The organism is Pseudomonas sp. NC02 (genome assembly GCF_002874965.1).
GTDB lineage: Bacteria > Pseudomonadota > Gammaproteobacteria > Pseudomonadales > Pseudomonadaceae > Aquipseudomonas.
Genome location: NZ_CP025624.1, coordinates 5,208,771 through 5,228,917, shown reverse-complemented (window position 1 = coordinate 5,228,917; position 20,147 = coordinate 5,208,771). Strand labels below are relative to the sequence as shown.

Genomic DNA, 20,147 nt, shown 5'->3' with positions numbered 1-20,147 from the left:
TTTTGTCGCGACCTTTATTGTTTAAAGGTCGTCGTCCTTGTCAAACCGGCGCGCTTCACGCTGCAGTTGATACACAAACCGCTCGACCTGGCGCTGCACCAGCCCGCTCATGTTATGAAAACGTAGGCCGGCGAAGGTGGTGTTGATCCTTTCTTCGAAGTGCAGGTAACGCAGTTCTACCGAGGTGGTCATGCTGCCAAAGGGTAGCGCGGCGATAAATCGGTCGTAGACCTGGCCCAGTTGCAGGCGCTCGGAAATATCCCCTTCGAAGCGCAATTTGCAGCCGGTGGCGGAAATATCCAGCAACTTGCCACTGATGGGGGCCTTGAGTTTGTCGCCGCCCAGTTCGACGCTCACCAGTTGCGCCAGCTTCAGCGCCGCGCGGAAGGCGTTGCGACGCTGATGGTAAATCACCTCGCCAGGCATGCTACCGCGGTAAATGCGGTGGCCGCCGGCTTCATCGAGGGTCAGGGTGCCGTTGCTTTCCCAGGCTACCCGCACCCCCTCGTGAAAACCTTCGATCCGGAAAGCTTCGCCATTCTCGAGGTAGCGTTCGCCGTCGCGCGGGACCATTTCGTCCAGGGCCAGTGTCTTGCTGTCCCGGTCGATTTCCACCAAGTAGCTTTGAAACCGCTGGTTGCGTTCATGGAAGGTGATGATCAGCGGATCATGGCTTTCTTGCAGCATCCGCAAGGTGCCAGCGATTTCCAGCGGCGTGGTGAGTACCTTGGGTGGCTGCGGAGCATCTTCCGCGTTAAGGGCGTTGAACACGGTTCTTCCATCTCCAGACAAAATACGACTACACGCAAGTGCTGTCATTTTGCCAGTATGTGGCGCGACTTGGATAGGGCGCGCTCAAACTGGTTTCAGGCTTGGCTGCGGGTGCTTGGCTTGGCCAGGCGTGAGGTGGAGCCTTGAGCGTTGTAGAGAGCCGGAGGCTCGCCGCCGTGGAGGATACGCAACTGATTGGCGGTCGTGGCTTGCTGAAGCTGGATGGCCTGGCCGTTGAGGAGGTTGGTTTCCTGGCACAGGGTCAGCAACTGGTTGAGTTCTTTGCTCTGGGCCAGCAACTGGTCGCCCACCGTGGAGTGGCTGGCGAGTTGTTCCAGGCCCTTGTGGTCGGCCGTGAGGCCCAGGCTGATCAGAATCTGGCTGCGCTTCTTGCCGTGCTGTTCCAGCAGGACGATCAGCGATTGCTTGCGCGCCAGGATTTCTTCCAGCATGCGCATGTCCCGGCCGTACAGGGCCAGTGATTCTTCTCGAAGGAGCTCCAGCAGCTGCTGTGCGGGAGGCAGGTCTTCAATGATCAGTTGTAGCAAGTTTTCGTCGTGCATGGCTGGCCTTGGGGTTTAAGCGTCCAAAAGCCTGGCGCAGGCCTTTGCCTAGCGCTCGGCTTCGAAGTTAAGCAGTTTGCTGGCTACACGGTTGCTGTCGACCTTATAGCTGCCATCGGCAATCGCCTGTTTCAATTCGGCCACACGGGCTTTATTGACAACTGGCTGATCGCTCAGCGAGTCAGTGACCTTCTGCAACTGTTGAGCCTCATTGCTCAGGTGTACCGATTCCCCGCTTTGGCTCGCACCGGCCTGTTCTGTCTTGGCAGGCAGAGGCTGGGACTTGGCTTCAACGCTGTCTTTGGCACCGTTGGTGCGCGAAGAACCGGGCGTTGGCAGGGCGTTATTCAAACGACTGAAATCGATGACCATGTTAAAAAAACCTCTGGGTATTTGGACGCTTGCCATGTTTTCGGCCATACCCGGACAAACTTTAGGCTCGATTGACAATAAACCTATGCGCGATGCCGCTTTGCGCACAGTGTAGGAAAAGCTGGCGTCCGATGCCAGTGATCTATAAAGCCACCTCAACCTGCCCCGGCGCAGTCACCCGGGCCTTGATCACGCGGTTGGAATTCAGGTTCTTGACGCGAATCTGTTCACTCATGCCGCCGTTGGACAGGGCTTCCCCCGGCATTTTTACATTCAGGCCACCGCTGCTGGCGGAAATCACCACCTGGTCACCTTTGCGCACGACTTCAGCCTGCTCGAGATGGACCAGGGTAATCACCTGGTCAGCAACCATTGGTCGGGTAAGTTTCTGCCCGAGTGCCTGGTCAAGGGACGTGAGGTAGCTCTGGGTGATCATGCTGATGTCGCGCTCGCGCATCGCGACGTCATCATAACCAATGATTCCGGTACGTTTCAGCGGGCGCGTCACCACCACCACTTCGCGAAACAGTTTGACCTGGGCGGGCACGAACACCGTCCAGGGCGAGGCGCCTTCGCAGCGCACTTTCACGGTCACGCGCCCGATGGGCTGGGCGGGGCTTTCCAGGGAAGCTGTCAATTCTCTGTCGCACATGGGCATGCGCAGGCGCGGATCCAGCTGGTTGACCTGGATTTCGTAGCGGCCCGGTGTCTGCGTCGTGGCCAGATAATCTTCTACAGTGAACTCAAGAAAGCCTTGAGTGACGCCGATAAGCAGATCAGGCAAGGTGACGTTATCGGCGCGGGCCGGCTGGCCCGTAGCCAAGGCAAGCAACGCCATCGAGACGCAGAGCAATCTGCGGTACTGTGGGGATCGGAGGCGTCGGGAAACTGTCGTTTTGATGTCCATGGCCAATAAAAAAGCAAAGCTCGTGCCGTTTAGTGTTGGGTACGCGTCGTACCCCTAAGTTTTAGCGTAGGAGTCTGGGCATGGCCGGTGTAATGGATTCAGTGAACCAGCGCACACAGCTGGTGGGGCAGAATCGCCTGGAGTTGCTGTTGTTCCGTCTGGACGGCAAGCAGCTGTACGGGATTAATGTCTTCAAGGTTCGCGAAGTGCTGCAGTGTCCCAAGCTGACAATAATGCCCAAGTCCAGCCCGGTGGTTTGCGGTGTGGCGAACATTCGTGGCGCGACCATCCCGATTCTTGACCTGGCAATGGCCACCGGTTCGGCGGGGTTGCAGGACCGCGAGAGCCCGTTCGTGATCATTACCGAGTACAACACCAAGACCCAGGGTTTCCTGGTGCGCTCGGTGGAGCGCATCGTCAACATGAACTGGGAAGAGATCCATCCGCCGCCCAAGGGCACCGGTCGCGATCACTACCTCACGGCGGTGACGCGGGTCGACAACCAGTTGGTGGAAATCATCGACGTGGAGAAAATCCTCGCCGAAGTGGCCCCGACCTCCGAGGCGATATCGGTGGGCGTGGTAGACGCCGAAACCGCGCACAAGGCGATCTCGCTGCGGGTGCTGACGGTGGACGACTCTTCGGTCGCGCGCAAGCAGGTGTCCCGTTGCCTGCAGACCGTTGGGGTCGAAGTGGTCGCGCTCAATGACGGTCGCCAGGCCCTGGATTACCTGCGCAAGCTGGTGGATGAGGGCAAGAAGCCGGAAGAAGAATTCCTGATGATGATCTCCGACATCGAGATGCCGGAAATGGACGGCTACACCCTCACGGCCGAGATACGCAACGACCCACGCATGCAAAAACTACATATCATCCTGCATACTTCGTTGTCGGGTGTATTCAATCAGGCGATGGTCAAGAAGGTCGGTGCCGATGACTTCCTGGCCAAATTCCGCCCTGATGACCTGGCATCCCGGGTAGTCGACCGGATCAAGGCAGCAGATCACGGCTAGGGGCCTTTTCCCTGGCGGTCACACGATTTAAGAGGCGGTATCATTGTCTACGGGTAATTTGGATTTCGAACAGTTCCGGGTCTTCCTGGAAAAGGCCTGTGGCATATTGCTCGGTGAAAACAAGCAGTACCTGGTATCCAGCCGTCTCAACAAACTGATGGAGCAGCAAGGCATCAAGTCCCTCGGGGAGTTGGTGCAACGGATCCAGGGCCAGCCACGCAGCGGGCTCAAGGAGATGGTGGTCGACGCCATGACCACCAACGAAACCTTGTGGTTTCGCGATACCTATCCGTTTGAAGTGCTCAAGAACAAGGTGCTGCCCGAGGCGATCAAGGCCGCTCCCGGCCAGCGCCTGCGCATCTGGTCGGCCGCCTGTTCGTCGGGACAGGAACCGTATTCGATTTCGATGGCCATCGATGAGTTCGAGCGGACCAACATGGGCCAGTTGAAGGCCGGGGCGCAAATCGTGGCCACGGATTTGTCCGGCACCATGCTCACCAACTGCAAGACCGGCGAGTACGACAGCCTGGCGCTGGGGCGCGGGTTGTCGCAGGAGCGCTTGCAGCGTTTCTTCGATCCCAAGGGAGCAGGGCGTTGGGCGGTCAAGGCGCCGATCAAGAGCCGGGTGGAGTTTCGTTCGTTCAACCTGCTGGACAGTTATGCCAGCCTGGGCAAGTTCGACATGGTGTTTTGCCGCAACGTGCTGATCTACTTCTCGGCCGAGGTGAAGAAAGACATTCTGTTGCGCATCCACGGCACCCTCAAGCGTGGCGGTTATCTGTTCCTGGGGGCTTCCGAGGCGCTGAACGGTTTGCCGGATCATTACCAGATGGTGCAGTGCAGTCCTGGAATCATTTACCAGGCCAAGTGATGAGTGCTTGAACAAAAAGGGAGGCCTGCACAGGCCTCCCTTTTTTTATGGCCGCAAAGCGGCAAGCCCTCATTGCCGCTTTACTGGCGTTTCGCGGAAACCCTTTGCCGCTTTTCTGGCATTGCCGCCGGCAATTCCCTCGCAAACCCTTGATTTACGGGGCTCAAGCAACTTGGCATGGCCCTTGCAAAATCCTTGTTACGAAAAGCAGGTCAGCCCCTAAAGGTTTCCGCCATGAGCATCAGCTTCGATAAAGCGCTCGGTATCCACGAACAAGCACTGGGCTTTCGCGCCCAGCGTGCCGAAGTCCTGGCCAACAACATCGCCAACGCCGACACCCCGAACTACAAGGCTCGGGACCTGGACTTCTCTGCCGTGCTCGCCGCCCAGCAAGACAAGACCAAGAACGGCACCTTCGCCCTGAACATGACCAACAGCCGTCATATCGAGGCGCAAGGCCTGGGCAATGGTGACGAGTCGCTGCTGTATCGCACGCCGATGCAACCGTCGATCGACCAGAACACCGTGGACGCCCAGTTGGAGCAATCGGCCTACGCCGAGAACTCAGTGAACTTCCAGGCCAGCTTCACCCTGCTCAACAGCAAATTCAAAGGGCTGATGTCAGCCCTGCGTGGAGAATAAGCCATGTCCCTCGCCAGTGTTTTCAATATTGCCGGTAGTGGCATGAGTGCGCAGACCACGCGCCTCAACACCGTCGCCAGTAACATCGCCAACGCCGAGACCGTGTCTTCGAGCATCGACCAGACCTACCGCGCCCGGCACCCGGTGTTCGCCACCATGTTCCAGGGCGGCCAGGGCGGCCAGAGTGGCAGCGGCGATTCGCTGTTCCAGAACCAGGATGCCGCAGGCCAGGGCGTGCAGGTGCTCGGTGTGGTCGAAGACCAGAGCAACCTCGAAGCCCGCTACGAGCCGAACCACCCTGCCGCGAACGAAAAAGGGTACGTGTACTACCCCAACGTCAACGTGGTCGAGGAAATGGCCGACATGATTTCCGCCAGCCGCTCGTTCCAGACCAACGCGGAAATGATGAACACCGCCAAAACCATGATGCAGAAGGTCCTGACCCTGGGTCAGTGATAAGGGGCGCCAAATAATGGCCATTGTTGATAACAGTTCGACGAACACGGCAGTCCAGGACCTTTTTAATTCCAAGGTCAAGACGGCGACAGATAACACCAGCGTCGGTGACGCCGCCAAGTCGGCGACGGGCAACCAGGCGATGGGCAAGGACGCGTTCCTGCAATTGCTGGTGACCCAGCTGAAAAACCAGGACCCGCTGTCGCCCCAGGACAATGGCGCGTTCGTCGCACAGTTGGCGCAGTTCAGCAGTCTGGAAGGCATCAACAACCTGAATGACTCGGTGAATGCGATTTCCAGCAACTTCAGCTCCTCCCAGGCGCTGCAGGCTTCGTCGCTGGTGGGGCGTTCGGTCATCACCCAGACCGACAAGGCGATGGTGGATACCAGCAAGAGCATGACCGGTTCCGTGGCGGTGACGGCGGCGACGGGCAACGTCTCCGTCAAGATCACCGACAAGGATGGCAACGTCGTTCGCACCATCGACATGGGCGCCCAGAGCGCCGGCAACTCCAGCTTCGTCTGGGACGGCAAGACCGATGCGGGTGAGACGGCGCCACCCGGCACCTACACCTTCAATGCCACCACCAAGAATGACAAGGGTGACTCGGTGGCCCTCGCCACCTCGCTGCCGGCAACGGTGACCAGCGTAACCCTGGGCACGAACGGCGCTGAAATGGTGCTGAACCTGGCGGGCGGCCTGGGCAGTATCAAGCTGTCGCAAATTCAGACTATCGGTACATAGAGCCGGCTAAATACGGCAAAAGGAGAGAACAATGTCTTTTAACATCGGCCTTAGCGGCCTCTATGCGGCCAACAAACAACTGGACGTGACGGGTAACAACATCGCCAACGTCGCGACCACCGGCTTCAAGTCGTCCCGTGCGGAATTCGCGGATATCTACGCGGCTTCCAAGCTGGGTACCGGCCAGAACAGCATCGGCAATGGCGTGAACCTGGCGGCCGTGTCCCAGCAGTTCACCCAGGGTGACGTCAACAACAGCGGCGGCACGCTCGACATGGCGATCCAGGGCGGCGGCTTCTTCGTGCAGAAGGGCAGCGACGGTTCGCTGGAATACACCCGCAACGGTGCGTTCCGGGCCGACAAGGACGGCTACATCACCAACAACACCGGCACCTCGCGCCTGCAAGGCTACGCAGCGGATGCCGATGGCAACATCCAGAAGGGCGGCTTGACCGACCTGCAGCTCAACCTGTCGTACCTGCCACCGAAGGCTTCGAGCAAGGTGGATTCCACCAGTAACCTGAACTCCTCCGAGACGGCGATCGACCAGACGGCGCACCCGTTTGATCCGACCAAATCGGACAGCTTCACCACTCAATATTCCACCACGCTGTACGATACGCAGGGCAACGCGCATCCGATGGTGCAGTACCTGGTGAAGACCGACTCCAACACCTGGAAGTCCTACACCCTGATCGATGGGCGCAACCCTGACGGCTCGCCGATCAGCGGCACCGGTACTGACGTGAAGGCGCCAGTCGCCTCGACGCTGTCGTTTGATACCTCCGGCAAGCTGACCGGGATCGTTACCCCGCCAGCCACCGCTTCCAATACCACCCTGACCATTTCCGACTGGAAGCCGGGCGGCCTGGTCAATGGTGTCTGGACGCCTAACGGTGCGGCCGCCAACGCAGACGGCGTGGCCGTCAACATGGGGAACATCACCCAGTACAACTCCGCCACCTACCGCAACCCGCCGACCACCGATGGCTACGCCACCGGGCAAATCACCGGGCTGAAAATCGACGGCAGCGGCGTACTGTTCGCCACGTTCAGCAACCAGCAGAGCAAGGCCATCGGCCAGATCTCCCTGGCCAGCTTCAACAACGAGCAGGGCCTGCAGCCAGCCGGCGGCACCACCTGGAAAGAAACCTTCGCGTCGGGCCAGCCGGGTTTTGATACCCCGCAAGTCGGCACCCTGGGTTCGATCGTGGCCAACTCCCTGGAGAACTCCAACGTCAACCTGACCAACGAGCTGGTGGACCTGATCAAGGCCCAGAGCAACTATCAGGCGAACGCCAAGACCATCTCCACCCAAAGCACCATCATGCAGACCATCATTCAGATGACCTGATGTTGTCGCTTTAACTCGCTTTACCGAAAAGCCCCTCGCGTGAGGGGCTTTTTTTTGGATGTTCAGATAACGCCTATAGGTGGGGGCGTCACAGGCGGATACACGGCTGTCGGAACGGTACAAGGCCAACCGGGCGATATCTGGAGCGGATTCAGTCAGGGCCCTGGCGGCAACTGCATCACTGTTTCAGCGATAAAAGCCGCCATGATGCACGTCGGCCAGAAGCCCACCGATGTTTTCAAGGAGGTGAAATACCTGCGCGAATCGCGACGGTGTTGTTCCAGGCAAAAGAAAACCCCCGATACGCCGTAGGCCTATCGGGGGTTTTTCAACCTTGGGTGGTTAGACCCAGGGTGTGCTCAGCTTATTGGCAAGCTTCGCAATCCGGCTCGTCGATCGCGCAGGCTTTAGGCACTGGCGCCGGGCCGGCAGGTGCGGCGAGAACCGAATCATCACCGTGGTTGCCGCCGCTGGAAACAGCGTTCAGCTTGCCGGTGTTGATGGTCGACTTCTCGGTGCTGGTGGCAGCCAGGGCACGGAGGTAGTAAGTGGTTTTCAGGCCACGGTACCAGGCCATGCGGTAGGTCACGTCGAGCTTCTTGCCCGATGCGCCGGCGATGTACAGGTTCAGCGACTGAGCCTGGTCGATCCACTTCTGGCGACGGCTGGCGGCGTCGACGATCCACTTGGTGTCCACTTCGAAGGCAGTCGCGTAGAGCTCTTTGAGTTCTTGCGGGATGCGCTCGATCTGCTGCACCGAACCGTCGTAGTACTTCAGGTCGTTGATCATGACCGAGTCCCACAGGCCGCGGGCTTTCAGGTCGCGAACCAGGTACGGGTTGATCACGGTGAATTCGCCCGACAGGTTCGATTTCACATACAGGTTCTGGTAGGTCGGTTCGATCGACTGCGACACGCCAGTGATGTTGGCGATGGTGGCGGTCGGTGCGATGGCCATGATGTTGGAGTTACGAATGCCTTTCTGCACACGGGCACGTACCGGCGCCCAGTCCAGGGATTCGTTCAGGTCAACGTCGATGTACTTCTGGCCACGTTGCTCGATCAGGATCTGTTGCGAATCCAGCGGCAGGATGCCTTTGGACCACAGCGAACCCTGGAACGTCTCGTAGGCGCCACGCTCGTCGGCCAGGTCGCAGGAAGCCTGGATCGCGTAGTAGCTGACCGCTTCCATGGACTTGTCGGCGAACTCGACTGCAGCGTCCGAACCGTAAGGAATGTGCTGCAGGTACAGCGCGTCCTGGAAGCCCATGATGCCCAGGCCGACCGGACGGTGCTTGAAGTTGGAGTTCTGCGCCTGGGGTACCGAGTAGTAGTTGATGTCGATAACGTTATCGAGCATGCGAACGGCGGTGTTCACGGTGCGTTCCAGCTTGGCGGTGTCCAGCTTGCCGTTGACGATGTGGTTCGGCAGGTTGATCGAGCCCAGGTTGCAAACGGCGATCTCGTCCTTGTTGGTGTTCAAGGTGATCTCGGTGCACAGGTTCGAGCTGTGGACCACGCCCACGTGCTGCTGCGGGCTGCGCAGGTTGCACGGGTCTTTGAAGGTCAGCCATGGGTGGCCGGTTTCAAACAGCATGGAGAGCATTTTGCGCCACAGGTCTTTGGCCTGGATGGTCTTGAACAGCTTGACCTTGCCCGGGTATTCGGTGAGGGCTTCGTAGTACTCGTAGCGCTCTTCGAAAGCCTTGCCGGTCAGGTCGTGCAGGTCCGGTACTTCGGATGGCGAGAACAGGGTCCACTTGCCGTCATCGAAGACGCGCTTCATGAACAGGTCAGGGATCCAGTTGGCGGTGTTCATGTCGTGGGTACGACGACGGTCATCACCGGTGTTCTTGCGCAGCTCGATGAACTCTTCGATGTCCATGTGCCAGGTTTCCAGGTAGGCACATACAGCGCCCTTGCGCTTGCCACCCTGGTTCACGGCTACGGCGGTGTCGTTCACTACTTTGAGGAACGGTACAACGCCCTGGGACTTGCCGTTGGTGCCCTTGATGTACGAACCCAGTGCACGCACCGGGGTCCAGTCGTTACCCAGGCCGCCAGCGAATTTGGACAGCATGGCGTTGTCGTGGATCGCGTGGTAGATGCCCGACAGGTCATCCGGCACGGTGGTCAGGTAGCAGCTGGACAGCTGTGGACGCAGGGTACCGGCGTTGAACAGGGTCGGGGTCGACGACATGTAGTCGAAGGACGACAACAGGTTGTAGAACTCGATGGCACGGTCTTCTTTCTGCTTCTCTTCGATCGCCAGGCCCATGGCCACGCGCATGAAGAACACTTGCGGCAGTTCGAAGCGGATCCCGTCCTTGTGGATGAAGTAACGGTCGTACAGGGTTTGCAGGCCCAGGTAAGTGAACTGCTGGTCGCGCTCGTGGTTGATCGCCTTGCCGAGTTTTTCCAGGTCGAAGGTGGCCAGAATCGGGTTCAGCAATTCGAATTCGATACCCTTGGCGATGTAGGCCGGCAGGGCCTTGGCGTACAGGTCGGCCATCTCGTGGTGGGTGGCGCTGTCGGCGACTTTCAGGAAGCCCAGGCCTTCGGCACGCAGGGTGTCCATCAGCAGGCGCGCGGTGACGAACGAGTAGTTCGGCTCACGCTCGACCAGGGTACGGGCGGTCATCACCAGTGCGGTGTTGACGTCGGTCAGGGCCACGCCGTCGTACAGGTTCTTCAGGGTTTCGCGCTGGATCAGGTCGCCATCGACTTCTTCCAGGCCTTCGCAGGCCTCGGTGATGATGGTGTTCAGGCGGCCCAGGTCCAGCGGTGCAAACGTACCGTCGGCCAGGGTGATGCGGATCGACGGGTGAGCTTGTACGGCAGCTTCTTCGGCCGGGGAACGTACGGCACGTTCCTTGGCGCGCGAGTCACGGTAGATCACGTAGTCGCGGGCGACTTTCTGCTCGCCGGCACGCATCAGGGCCAGTTCGACCTGGTCCTGGATTTCTTCGATGTGAATGGTGCCGCCCGATGGCATGCGACGCTTGAAGGTTGCGGTGACCTGTTCGGTCAGGCGGGCAACGGTGTCGTGGATGCGCGACGAGGCAGCAGCGGTGCCGCCTTCAACTGCAAGAAACGCTTTGGTGATCGCGACGGTGATTTTGTCATCGGTGTAAGGAACGACAGTGCCGTTACGCTTGATCACACGCAATTGGCCGGGCGCGGTGGCGGACAGATCCAGGTTCGAATCAGCGGCCTGCGGCACGGAGCCCTGCGGGTTCTCGCGAGTTGTGTCGGTTTGCATGGGGGGTTGTCTCCACATTCTATATTTATTTGGGCACCATCACGGTGCCCACCGTTCCGTCCTGAAGCACTTACAACAGGCCACGGGCCTGGCATAACAACTTCGGGACAGGAGGAAGGGAGCTGTTCGCGCCGCTTCCATGCCGAAGTCTTCGGTTACAAGCCTTGGGGCTCTTTACCGTATTCCTGGTGGGTGACAGTTTCGTACTGCAACACCCGTACCGTTTTCGCCTGATCGGGGCAGAAAACGGCTGCCATCCGCGTGCGCGGTTTGGTCTTCTGAAAAAGGCTTAAGTTCACCAAACAGGAGCAAGAAAGAGCTTGAGTTTCTTGTCTGATTTGTGTTTGGTCTTTTCGCTGAAAACCCTACATGTAGGGTTTTTTTGGCGACGACCTACAAGATAATGCGTTTTGGAGGGCTTAGCAACGGACTACCTGTGGATAACGCTGTGGGTAAAATGTGTATGAAACGTGGAATGGCCGTGTAGGCCGCAGTACTGCTGGATTGCGCCGTTTGTCACCGAATATTCCGAGGTAAAAACAACCGGTTGGATTTTTGCGGGCGCGAACCCTATCACAAAAAAACACGATGTCCGAACCCATTTGCGCGCTTGTGGCAGAGGGCCGGCCCGTTGCTACAATCGGCGGTTATCCATACAGTTTATGCCTCGCCTACATGACAACTGTAGGAGAGGGCTTGCCCGCGAAGGACGTCAACGATGACGCTGGAAACCTGAATAAACGCGGCGCCCTCGAGTTTTCTCGGGCAAACCCGCCCCTACAATAATTAGAACCGAGGTAACGCATGGAGCAAGAAGCCTGGCAGGTATTGATTGTCGAGGACGACGAGCGACTGGCCGAGTTGACCCGTGACTACCTGGAGAGCAACGGCTTGCGGGTGTCGGTGGAAGGCAATGGCGCCCTCGCGGCGGCGCGGATCATCGCCGAGCAGCCGGACCTGGTGATCCTCGACCTGATGTTGCCCGGTGAAGACGGCCTGAGCATTTGCCGCAAGGTGCGCGAGCGCTACGACGGGGTGATCCTGATGCTGACCGCGCGCACCGACGACATGGACCAGGTGCTGGGCCTGGACATGGGTGCCGACGATTACGTGTGCAAACCCGTGCGTCCACGCCTGTTGCTGGCACGCATCCAGGCCCTGCTGCGGCGCAGCGAAAGCGTCGAGCCGGCACTCCCCGAAAAACAGCGGCGCCTGCAATTCGGCCCGCTGGTGGTGGACAACGCCCTGCGTGAAGCCTGGCTGCATGAGGGCGGCATCGAACTGACCAGCGCCGAATTCGACCTGCTGTGGTTGCTGGTGGCGAATGCCGGGCGGATCCTGTCCCGGGAAGAAATCTTCACCGCCTTGCGCGGCATTGGCTATGACGGCCAGGACCGCTCCATCGACGTGCGCATCTCGCGCATCCGCCCGAAAATCGGCGACGACCCGATCCACCCACGCCTGATCAAGACCATTCGCAGCAAAGGCTATCTGTTCGTCCCCGAAGCCGCGGCTGACCTGACGCCGTGAACTCAATCTTCCTGCGCATCTACGGCGGCATGTGCGCGGCGCTGATTCTGGTGGCGTTGCTTGGCGTACTGGCCTTGCACCTGCTCAATGAAGTGCGCAGCGGCCAGTACCGCGAGCGCCTGGCCCACGGCACCTTCGCGCTGATGGGCGACAACCTGCAACCCATGAGTGCCATCGAGCGCCGCCGCGCCCTGGCAGTGTGGGAGCGCTTGCTGGGTATCCCGCTGCAATTGCAGACCGTGGCGGAGGCGCACCTGGACCTGACCCAGCGTAGCCGTCTGCAACGCGGCCAGGTGTTGGTGGAGCAAACCGGGCCTCACGCGGCCAGGGTGCTGCGCTTGGTCAGTGACCAGGAGCAACTGTTGCTGACCGGTGAAGTGCAGCAAATCAGCGAACAACTGGCCCGCGCGACGATTTACCTGCTGGCCGATGAGCTGGTGCGTTTCCCGGTGGCGGAGCAACCGCAGAAACTCGCAGACCTGAAGGAAGCCAAGGGCTTTGGTTTCGAGATGCACCTGGTGATGCTCAATCAGGCTGATATGGACGAAGACCAGCGCCGCCGCGTGTCCGAAGGCGATACCGTGATGGCCCTGGGCAAGGGTGGGGATTCGATCCGGGTATTTGCCGGCATGGTCGGCACGCCGTGGGTCCTGGAAATCGGCCCGCTGTATCAGATGAATCCGTACCCGGCGCAATGGCTGATCCTGATTGCGCTGATCAGCCTGACCTTGATCGGCTTGATCGTCTATTTATTGGTGCGCCAGCTGGAGCGGCGCTTGAGTGGCCTGGAAGCCGCCGCCACGCGCATTGCCAAAGGCAGCCTGGAAGTGCGGGTGCCGGCCCGCGGCGCCGATTCGGTGGGGCGCCTGGCGGCAGCGTTCAATGGCATGGCCGAGCACCTGCAACGCCTGTTGGCGATCCAGCGCGAACTGGTGCGGGCGGTGTCCCATGAACTGCGCACCCCGGTGGCGCGCCTGCGGTTCGGCCTGGAGATGATCGGCGACGCGGCCACGCCTGAAGCGCGGCGCAAGTATATGGAGGGCATGGACAGCGACATCCAGGACCTCGATGGCCTGGTGGACGAAATGCTCACCTACGCGCGGCTGGAACAGGGGGCGCCGGCACTGAATTTCCAGCGGGTCGACCTCAATGCGTTGCTGGATCAGGTAATTGATGAACTGTCACCGCTGCGCCCGGAAATCAACGTGGCGCGGGGCATCTGCCTGTCCTCGGCGCATTGGGACGATGCATGGGTGGAGGCCGAGCCGCGTTACCTGCACCGTGCCCTGCAAAACCTGGTGAGCAACGCCATGCGCCACGCCCAGGGGCAGGTGCTGATCAGTTACCAGGTGGGCCAGGTGCGTTGCCGCATCGACGTGGAAGACGACGGGCCGGGCGTACCGGAAAGTGCCTGGGAGCGGATTTTCACGCCGTTCCTGCGCCTGGATGATAGCCGGACCCGCGCGTCGGGTGGGCACGGCCTGGGGTTATCCATTGTGCGGCGGATCATCTATTGGCACGGCGGCCGGGCGTTGATCAGCAAGAGCAACAATCTGGGTGGCGCGTGTTTCAGCCTGAGTTGGCCACGGGATCAGGAGAAGGTCTAGGCCTGGACGGCCACCAGGCTCAACAACTGCCCCTCATCCACCGCAAACTGCGCCTCCAGTTCCTTACCATGGCACCATTCTGCGGACAAGTCCGTCAGCAACCGCAGCCGCGCATGGCCGGTATCCGACCACTCCAGCAACTCGGCATGCTCAAAATAAAAGCGCTTCTGCACGATCGGGTAGAGCGCCTTGAACAGGCTCTCTTTCGCCGAAAACGTCAGCGTCACCAGTTGCGCAACCTGCTCCCGCGGCCCGGCGGCCATGCGCAGCAATTCATCCGGTGTGAGGATCTCCCCGGCCAGGCGTTCCGCCCGCTCCAGGGTCAGCAGGTTCTCCAGGTCCATCCCCAGCCCGCGCCACTGTGACTTGTGGGCGACGATGGCCGCTGCATGGCCGGTGCTGTGGGTGATCGAACCGCTGATGTGCGCGGGCCAGACCGGCGCGCGGTCCTCGCCGATCGCCGGCACGCAATCCAGCCCGTCCAGCTGTTGCAGGGCCGCGCGGGCGCACAGGCGACCGGCCAAGAACTCCGCCTGCCGCTTGGCCACCGAACGCTGGATGCTCGCGGGTGGCGGCACGGCGCTGCGCTGGAAATCGCCGATGGCCAGCAGGGCCGGGTCAAAACGGGTGCTCAGCAAGACCGTGCCGGGCAAGGCATCGGGCAACGGCCAATGGGCGTCAAGTGGGGTGCAGCAGGCGGGTAGGGAATTCATGCCGGGTATTTTGCCGAGTTGCAGGGCCGCTGGATAGCCTGCGGCCGGGGATACGTAAATAACTCTTTACACAGTAGCCGGCCTCGGTTCAGCCCAGGTTCAGAGAGTGTTCAGGGGGAGTTCAGGGGCGTCTGCGTAGTCTGGCCCCGTACCCAAAGCCCAAGCGTATGAGGTAGCACCATGACTGCGATCAAGAAGCTGATGTTGGCCTTAACCATGCTCAGCGCCACCGCTGGCGTCCAGGCCTCTGATTCGAGTTTCGCGGGTTTCTCCAAGGAGAAGAGCAAAAAGCCCTACAGCCTTCTCCAGCGGGTGAGCTTCGAGGATGCCGGTGAACAGGCGGCTCCATGGGGCCAGTCCCTGGGCCAGCACACCCCGCAGTCAGACTATCGCGTGGGCAACGAAAACCTGTCAGGTCACTTCAACGGCAGTAAATTGCGCCAGCAAGACCTGCAGGGCCGCTATGATATACCCCAGTTGGAAAGTTGATTTGCCTTGGAGAGCTTTATGAAATTGCTGGTTGTCGAAGATGAGGCGTTGCTGCGCCATCACCTGTTGACCCGCCTTACCGACAGCGGTCACGTGGTCGAGGCCGTCGCCAATGCCGAAGAGGCGCTGTACCAGACCGGGCAATTCAACCACGACCTGGCGATCATCGATTTGGGCCTGCCCGGCATGGGCGGCCTGGACCTGATCCGCCAATTGCGCGCCCAGGCCAAGACCTTCCCGATCCTGATCCTGACCGCCCGTGGCAACTGGCAGGACAAGGTTGAAGGCCTGGCAGCAGGTGCCGACGACTACGTGGTCAAGCCGTTCCAGTTCGAAGAGCTGGAAGCGCGGATGAACGCACTGTTGCGCCGCTCCAGCGGTTTCACCCAATCCACCATCGTCGCCGGGCCGTTGCTGCTGGACCTCAATCGCAAGCAGGCGTCCCTCGACGAACAGCCACTGGCGCTGACCGCCTACGAATACCGCATCCTCGAATACCTGATGCGGCATCACCAGCAAGTGGTCGCCAAGGACCGCCTGATGGAACAGCTCTACCCCGATGACGACGAGCGTGATCCGAACGTAATCGAAGTGCTGGTGGGCCGCCTGCGCCGCAAGCTGGAAGGCCCGGCGGGTTTCAAGCCGATCGACACCGTGCGTGGCCTGGGCTACCTGTTCAATGAGCGCTGCCGTTGATTCGCTCGCTACGTGTACGTTTGATGCTCGCGGCCACCATCCTGGCCGTGCTGTTTATGCTGGCCTTGTTGCCGGCCATGCAGGGCGCCTTCAGCCTGGCCCTGCAGGACTCCATCGAGCAGCGCCTGGCGTCGGATGTCACCACGCTGATTTCGGCTGCCCGGGTTGAAAACAATCGCCTGCTGATGCCCGCGCAGCTGCCGGACGAGCGTTTCAACCTCACCGACAGCCGCCTGCTGGGCTACATCTATGACCGCGAAGGCCATCTGGTCTGGCGGTCGCGCGCCACCCAGGAAGAAAACATCAACTACAAGCCGCGCTATGACGGGCGCGGTAACGAATTTGCGCGGATCCGCGAGGCCAACGGCCAGGAATTTTTTGTCTATGACGTCGAGGTCAAGCTGCTGGGCGGCAAGAGCGCGGCGTTCAGTATCGTCGCCCTGCAACCGGTGCGTGAATACCAACTGACCCTCGAAGGCCTGCGGGAAAACCTCTACCTGGGCTTCGGCGCCGCCTTGCTGGTGCTGCTGACCCTGTTGTGGCTGGGCCTGACCTGGGGCCTGCAGGCGCTGCGCCGGCTGAGCCAGGAACTGGATGAAATCGAAGGCGGTACCCGGGAAAGCCTCAGCGAGCAACACCCGCGCGAGCTGCTGCGCCTGACCGGCTCCCTGAACCGGTTGCTCCACAGCGAGCGGGAGCAACGCACCCGTTACCGCGATTCCCTGGATGACCTGGCCCACAGCCTGAAAACCCCGTTGGCGGTGTTGCAAGGCGTGAGTGAAGACATGGCCCAGCGCCCCGAAGATCGGGACCAGGCCTGGGTACTGCAATCGCAGATCGAACGCATGAGCCAGCAGATCAGCTACCAATTGCAGCGCGCCAGCCTGCGTAAAAGCGGCCTGGTGCGCCACCAGGTGCGGCTGGAGCCGGTGCTGCAAAGCCTGTGCGACACGCTGGACAAGGTTTATCGCGATAAGGGCGTGAAGGTCGCCTTTGAACTGCCGGACGAATGCGACGTGCCGATCGAGAAGGGCGCCTTGCTGGAACTGCTCGGCAACCTGCTGGAGAACGCCTACCGCCTGTGCCTGAGCGAAGTGCGCATCACCTTGCAGGAAAGCCTGGAGGGCACCGAGTTGTGCATCGAAGACGATGGCCCCGGCGTGCCGCCGGACCAGCGTGCGCGCATCCTGCAGCGGGGCGAGCGGCTCGACCGCCAGCATCCGGGGCAGGGGATTGGCCTGGCGGTGGTCAAGGACATCATTGAAAGCTATGGCGCCCGGCTGACCCTTGGGGATTCACCGCTGGGTGGGGCTGCGTTCAAGATCCACTTCCCGGCTGTTTGATCTTTATTGGCTGTGCCGGCCTCTTCGCGAGCAAGCCCGCTCCCACATTCGATGGCATTCCCAAGGTGGAACTCGGTCAAATGTGGGAGCGGGCTTGCTCGCGAAGAGGCCAGTCGCATCAATACACACCTAGGTTTCTTGTGCTCTATAGGCCCCCGGCGTCAACCCGGTCCACTTCTTGAACGCCCGATGAAACGCCGACGGTTCGGAAAACCCCAGCTGCTCGGCGATCTCCTGCAACGACAAATCCGCCCGCCCCAAATGATAGATCGCAATGTCCCGGCGCAACTCATCCTTGAGCGCCTGAAAGCTGGTGCCTTCCTCCCGCAAATGCCGACGCAGGGTCTGCGGGCTGATATGCAGGTGCTGGGCGACGGCTTCGAGGTCGGGCCAGGGCGTGCGGTCGCGGCTCAATAGGCGGCGCAACTGGCTGCTCAGGCTGTCGCCTTCATCCGGCCGCGACAGCAGGTCGGCCGGGGAGCGTTCGAGGAAATGCTTGAGGGTGCGCTCGTCCTGCAACAACGGCAGGCTCAGGTAGCGGCTGGGGAACACCAGGCTGCTGGTGGGCGCCGCGAATACCTGTGGGCAGGGGAACAGCAAGTCGTACTCACCGGCGTGGGGCGGCGTCGGGTAGCTGAAGGTGGCCTGGTGCAGGCGGATGCGCTGGCCAATCAGCCAACTGCCGAGGCGATGCCAGATCACCAGCAGGCATTCGCTGAGGAAGTGATCCGGGTCCCAGAGCTGCGAATCGTCCAGGCTCAGGCGGGCCATTTCTCCTTCACGTGTCAGACGCCAGCGCGGACCCTGCGGGAATAGGCTATAAAATAATAAGCCGCGTTCCAGAGCCTTCTCCAGGGTGCGGCAGTGAATCAGCGCGTGGCACATCATGGCGAAAGTGCCGCGCTTGCTCGGGCCTTCGGCGAAGCCCAGGTATTCGTCATCCAGCGCCAGCCACAGCATTTGCAACAACTGGGTGAATTGCTCGGGGGCGATGCGGGCGCGGGGCTCGCTCAGCAGTTCCGCAGTGATGCCGACCTGCTGCAGCAGGCCCGAATAATCGTAGCCGGCCCGGCGAGCACCGCCGAGAGCGGCTCGGGCGTAGTGACTGGCGATGGTTCGTTCACGCATGAGGGGCCTCGTCCATTGAGTGGCGGATGTTAGCCACCCCGGGCGGGTGCAACAAGGCGGATATCCGCCAAATTGTAGGACGAGATCAGGCGAGCAGGCGGAAATCCGCCACTGTCTGTAGGCATAACCTTAAGCTGGAAATCGCCCGAGCGCTGATGTCTAAAGGCCTTCAGGGGGTTTCAGCAGAAGTGGCACGACGCTTGCGATACAGAGCGCAGGGAGACCGCCTCGAGCAGGCTCTCAAACAACAAATCCCTCCAGTGCAGGAGGGTTCGCAATTCAAGTGTCGTGGGCAATGGCGGATATTTGCCACACGGGACGATTGAGGAACTTTGCAATGACGACTCGTCAGCCACTGTACAAATCCCTGTATTTCCAGGTGATCGTTGCAATCGTTATCGGTATTTTGCTCGGTCACTTCTACCCGCAGACCGGCGTGGCCCTCAAGCCACTGGGTGACGGCTTTATCAAGCTGATCAAAATGGTCATCGCCCCGATCATCTTCTGCACCGTTGTCAGCGGCATCGCTGGCATGCAAAGCATGAAATCGGTCGGCAAGACCGGCGGCTACGCGCTGCTGTACTTCGAAATTGTCTCCACCATCGCCCTGCTGATCGGCCTGGTCGTGGTCAACGTCGTGCAACCGGGCGCCGGCATGCATATCGACGTGGCTACCCTGGACGCCTCCAAAGTCGCGGCCTACGTGACTGCCGGTGCCGACCAGAGCATCGTTGGCTTCCTGCTGAACGTGATCCCGAACACCATCGTTGGCGCGTTCGCTACCGGTGACATCCTGCAAGTGCTGATGTTCTCGGTGATCTTCGGTTTCGCCCTGCACCGCCTGGGTGCCTACGGCAAGCCGGTGCTGGACTTCATCGATCGTTTCGCCCACGTGATGTTCAACATCATCAACATGATCATGAAGCTCGCGCCACTCGGTGCCCTGGGCGCCATGGCGTTCACCATCGGTGCCTACGGCGTAGGTTCGCTGGTGCAGCTCGGTCAGCTGATGATCTGCTTCTACATCACCTGCATCCTGTTCGTGGTGCTGGTATTGGGCGCCATCTGCCGCGCACACGGCTTCAGCGTCCTGAAACTGATCCGCTACATCCGTGAAGAACTGCTGATCGTACTGGGTACTTCCTCGTCCGAATCCGCACTGCCACGCATGCTGATCAAGATGGAACGCCTGGGCGCCAAGAAGTCGGTAGTCGGCCTGGTTATCCCGACTGGCTACTCCTTCAACCTGGACGGTACTTCGATCTACCTGACCATGGCTGCCGTGTTCATCGCCCAGGCGACTGACACCCACATGGACATCACCCACCAGATCACCCTGTTGCTGGTACTGCTGCTGTCGTCCAAGGGCGCTGCTGGCGTGACCGGTAGTGGCTTCATCGTACTGGCCGCTACCCTGTCGGCTGTTGGCCACCTGCCGGTTGCCGGCCTGGCGCTGATCCTGGGTATCGACCGCTTCATGTCCGAAGCCCGCGCACTGACCAACCTGGTTGGCAACGCTGTTGCAACCCTGGTTGTGGCCAAGTGGGTCAAGGAACTGGACGAAGACAAGCTGAAAGTCGAACTGGCTTCCGGTGGTCGCGGTATCTCCGACACCCGTGAAGAAGACGACCTGGGCGTGGCCGAAGGCCCGGCTCCAACTGCCGTCAAGTAAGGCTGCAGCGTTT

19 protein-coding genes are annotated in these 20,147 nt (G+C 60.4%); 12 read left to right on the top strand and 7 right to left on the bottom strand.

The window, feature by feature from the left end:
• Positions 1-21: 21 nt before the first annotated feature.
• From C0058_RS24440 to flgA, 4 genes are all read right to left on the bottom strand, one after another.
• Positions 22-771, bottom strand: coding sequence for a flagellar brake protein (locus C0058_RS24440; RefSeq protein WP_087694479.1), 750 nt, complete (start codon positions 769-771; stop codon positions 22-24).
• Between the two features lie 95 nt (positions 772-866).
• Complete coding sequence (gene flgN, locus C0058_RS24435; protein ID WP_003214256.1) at positions 867-1,334, bottom strand: flagellar protein FlgN; 468 nt, start codon at positions 1,332-1,334, stop codon at positions 867-869.
• 48 nt (positions 1,335-1,382) lie between these two features.
• Entirely contained in the window at positions 1,383-1,706 is a 324-nt protein-coding gene (flgM, locus tag C0058_RS24430; protein WP_003214254.1) for a flagellar biosynthesis anti-sigma factor FlgM, read from the bottom strand.
• A 142-nt stretch (positions 1,707-1,848) separates the two neighbouring features.
• Positions 1,849-2,613 carry a flagellar basal body P-ring formation chaperone FlgA gene (gene flgA, locus C0058_RS24425; RefSeq protein WP_032899382.1) on the bottom strand — a complete coding sequence of 255 codons (765 nt, stop codon included), beginning with the start codon at positions 2,611-2,613 and terminating at the stop codon, positions 1,849-1,851.
• Between the two features lie 80 nt (positions 2,614-2,693).
• On the opposite strand from flgA, the gene C0058_RS24420 reads away from it, so the two are divergent.
• From C0058_RS24420 to flgE, 6 genes are all read left to right on the top strand, one after another.
• Positions 2,694-3,626 carry a chemotaxis protein CheV gene (locus C0058_RS24420; RefSeq protein ID WP_003214250.1) on the top strand — a complete coding sequence of 311 codons (933 nt, stop codon included), beginning with the start codon at positions 2,694-2,696 and terminating at the stop codon, positions 3,624-3,626.
• 43 nt (positions 3,627-3,669) lie between these two features.
• Positions 3,670-4,497: a protein-glutamate O-methyltransferase CheR gene (gene cheR, locus C0058_RS24415; RefSeq protein ID WP_003214248.1), complete on the top strand. Its 828-nt coding sequence runs from the start codon at positions 3,670-3,672 to the stop codon at positions 4,495-4,497.
• Positions 4,498-4,731: 234 nt separating this feature from the next.
• Positions 4,732-5,139, top strand: a complete 408-nt coding sequence (flgB, locus tag C0058_RS24410) for a flagellar basal body rod protein FlgB (protein ID WP_003214246.1) — start codon at positions 4,732-4,734, stop codon at positions 5,137-5,139.
• Between the two features lie 3 nt (positions 5,140-5,142).
• The gene (gene flgC, locus C0058_RS24405) at positions 5,143-5,595 is read left to right on the top strand and encodes a flagellar basal body rod protein FlgC (RefSeq protein ID WP_003214244.1); all 453 of its coding nucleotides are present in this window, start codon (positions 5,143-5,145) and stop codon (positions 5,593-5,595) included.
• Between the two features lie 16 nt (positions 5,596-5,611).
• On the top strand, positions 5,612-6,340 hold the full coding sequence (gene flgD / locus C0058_RS24400; protein ID WP_003214242.1) for a flagellar hook assembly protein FlgD: 729 nt from the start codon (positions 5,612-5,614) through the stop codon (positions 6,338-6,340).
• Positions 6,341-6,371: 31 nt separating this feature from the next.
• Complete coding sequence (gene flgE / locus C0058_RS24395; RefSeq protein WP_003214240.1) at positions 6,372-7,694, top strand: flagellar hook protein FlgE; 1,323 nt, start codon at positions 6,372-6,374, stop codon at positions 7,692-7,694.
• 364 nt (positions 7,695-8,058) lie between these two features.
• Here the strand turns inward: flgE and C0058_RS24385 are convergent, their stop codons facing one another.
• On the bottom strand, positions 8,059-10,956 hold the full coding sequence (locus tag C0058_RS24385; protein ID WP_008435294.1) for a ribonucleoside-diphosphate reductase subunit alpha: 2,898 nt from the start codon (positions 10,954-10,956) through the stop codon (positions 8,059-8,061).
• Positions 10,957-11,760: 804 nt separating this feature from the next.
• On the opposite strand from C0058_RS24385, the gene C0058_RS24375 reads away from it, so the two are divergent.
• Together C0058_RS24375 and C0058_RS24370 are read left to right on the top strand one after the other, a co-directional pair.
• Positions 11,761-12,486, top strand: coding sequence for a response regulator (locus C0058_RS24375; protein ID WP_008435295.1), 726 nt, complete (start codon positions 11,761-11,763; stop codon positions 12,484-12,486).
• Positions 12,483-14,093: an ATP-binding protein gene (locus tag C0058_RS24370; protein WP_003214234.1), complete on the top strand. Its 1,611-nt coding sequence runs from the start codon at positions 12,483-12,485 to the stop codon at positions 14,091-14,093. The genes C0058_RS24375 and C0058_RS24370 overlap by 4 nt, the downstream gene beginning before the upstream one ends.
• Here C0058_RS24370 and C0058_RS24365 read toward each other — a convergent pair.
• The gene (locus C0058_RS24365) at positions 14,090-14,806 is read right to left on the bottom strand and encodes a 4'-phosphopantetheinyl transferase (protein WP_102369713.1); all 717 of its coding nucleotides are present in this window, start codon (positions 14,804-14,806) and stop codon (positions 14,090-14,092) included. The genes C0058_RS24370 and C0058_RS24365 overlap by 4 nt on opposite strands.
• A gap of 180 nt (positions 14,807-14,986) precedes the next feature.
• On the opposite strand from C0058_RS24365, the gene C0058_RS24360 reads away from it, so the two are divergent.
• The 3 genes from C0058_RS24360 to C0058_RS24350 are packed head-to-tail and all read left to right on the top strand — an operon-like array spanning position 14,987 to position 17,334.
• A complete protein-coding gene (locus tag C0058_RS24360; protein ID WP_003214230.1) occupies positions 14,987-15,295 on the top strand; it encodes a hypothetical protein in 309 nt (102 codons plus the stop codon).
• An 18-nt stretch (positions 15,296-15,313) separates the two neighbouring features.
• Positions 15,314-15,991 carry a response regulator transcription factor gene (locus tag C0058_RS24355; protein WP_003214228.1) on the top strand — a complete coding sequence of 226 codons (678 nt, stop codon included), beginning with the start codon at positions 15,314-15,316 and terminating at the stop codon, positions 15,989-15,991.
• Positions 15,988-17,334, top strand: a complete 1,347-nt coding sequence (locus tag C0058_RS24350; RefSeq protein WP_023659245.1) for an ATP-binding protein — start codon at positions 15,988-15,990, stop codon at positions 17,332-17,334. The genes C0058_RS24355 and C0058_RS24350 overlap by 4 nt, the downstream gene beginning before the upstream one ends.
• 129 nt (positions 17,335-17,463) lie before the next feature.
• On the opposite strand, the gene C0058_RS24345 is transcribed toward C0058_RS24350, so the two are convergent.
• Complete coding sequence (locus C0058_RS24345) at positions 17,464-18,462, bottom strand: AraC family transcriptional regulator (protein WP_003214223.1); 999 nt, start codon at positions 18,460-18,462, stop codon at positions 17,464-17,466.
• Positions 18,463-18,799: 337 nt separating this feature from the next.
• On the opposite strand from C0058_RS24345, the gene C0058_RS24335 reads away from it, so the two are divergent.
• Positions 18,800-20,134 carry a dicarboxylate/amino acid:cation symporter gene (locus C0058_RS24335; protein WP_008435307.1) on the top strand — a complete coding sequence of 445 codons (1,335 nt, stop codon included), beginning with the start codon at positions 18,800-18,802 and terminating at the stop codon, positions 20,132-20,134.
• Positions 20,135-20,147 lie beyond the last annotated feature (13 nt).

What these genes read in the sequence shown, in the direction of transcription:
- flgN (WP_003214256.1), bottom strand. Translation starts at nt 1,334, where the DNA reads ATGCACGACGAAAACTTGCTACAACTGATCATTGAAGACCTGCCTCCC.
- flgM (WP_003214254.1), bottom strand. Translation starts at nt 1,706, where the DNA reads ATGGTCATCGATTTCAGTCGTTTGAATAACGCCCTGCCAACGCCCGGT.
- flgA (WP_032899382.1), bottom strand. Translation starts at nt 2,613, where the DNA reads ATGGACATCAAAACGACAGTTTCCCGACGCCTCCGATCCCCACAGTAC.
- C0058_RS24420 (WP_003214250.1), top strand. Translation starts at nt 2,694, where the DNA reads ATGGCCGGTGTAATGGATTCAGTGAACCAGCGCACACAGCTGGTGGGG.
- flgB (WP_003214246.1), top strand. Translation starts at nt 4,732, where the DNA reads ATGAGCATCAGCTTCGATAAAGCGCTCGGTATCCACGAACAAGCACTG.
- flgC (WP_003214244.1), top strand. Translation starts at nt 5,143, where the DNA reads ATGTCCCTCGCCAGTGTTTTCAATATTGCCGGTAGTGGCATGAGTGCG.
- flgD (WP_003214242.1), top strand. Translation starts at nt 5,612, where the DNA reads ATGGCCATTGTTGATAACAGTTCGACGAACACGGCAGTCCAGGACCTT.
- flgE (WP_003214240.1), top strand. Translation starts at nt 6,372, where the DNA reads ATGTCTTTTAACATCGGCCTTAGCGGCCTCTATGCGGCCAACAAACAA.
- C0058_RS24385 (WP_008435294.1), bottom strand. Translation starts at nt 10,956, where the DNA reads ATGCAAACCGACACAACTCGCGAGAACCCGCAGGGCTCCGTGCCGCAG.
- C0058_RS24375 (WP_008435295.1), top strand. Translation starts at nt 11,761, where the DNA reads ATGGAGCAAGAAGCCTGGCAGGTATTGATTGTCGAGGACGACGAGCGA.
- C0058_RS24365 (WP_102369713.1), bottom strand. Translation starts at nt 14,806, where the DNA reads ATGAATTCCCTACCCGCCTGCTGCACCCCACTTGACGCCCATTGGCCG.
- C0058_RS24360 (WP_003214230.1), top strand. Translation starts at nt 14,987, where the DNA reads ATGACTGCGATCAAGAAGCTGATGTTGGCCTTAACCATGCTCAGCGCC.
- C0058_RS24355 (WP_003214228.1), top strand. Translation starts at nt 15,314, where the DNA reads ATGAAATTGCTGGTTGTCGAAGATGAGGCGTTGCTGCGCCATCACCTG.
- C0058_RS24345 (WP_003214223.1), bottom strand. Translation starts at nt 18,462, where the DNA reads ATGCGTGAACGAACCATCGCCAGTCACTACGCCCGAGCCGCTCTCGGC.
- C0058_RS24335 (WP_008435307.1), top strand. Translation starts at nt 18,800, where the DNA reads ATGACGACTCGTCAGCCACTGTACAAATCCCTGTATTTCCAGGTGATC.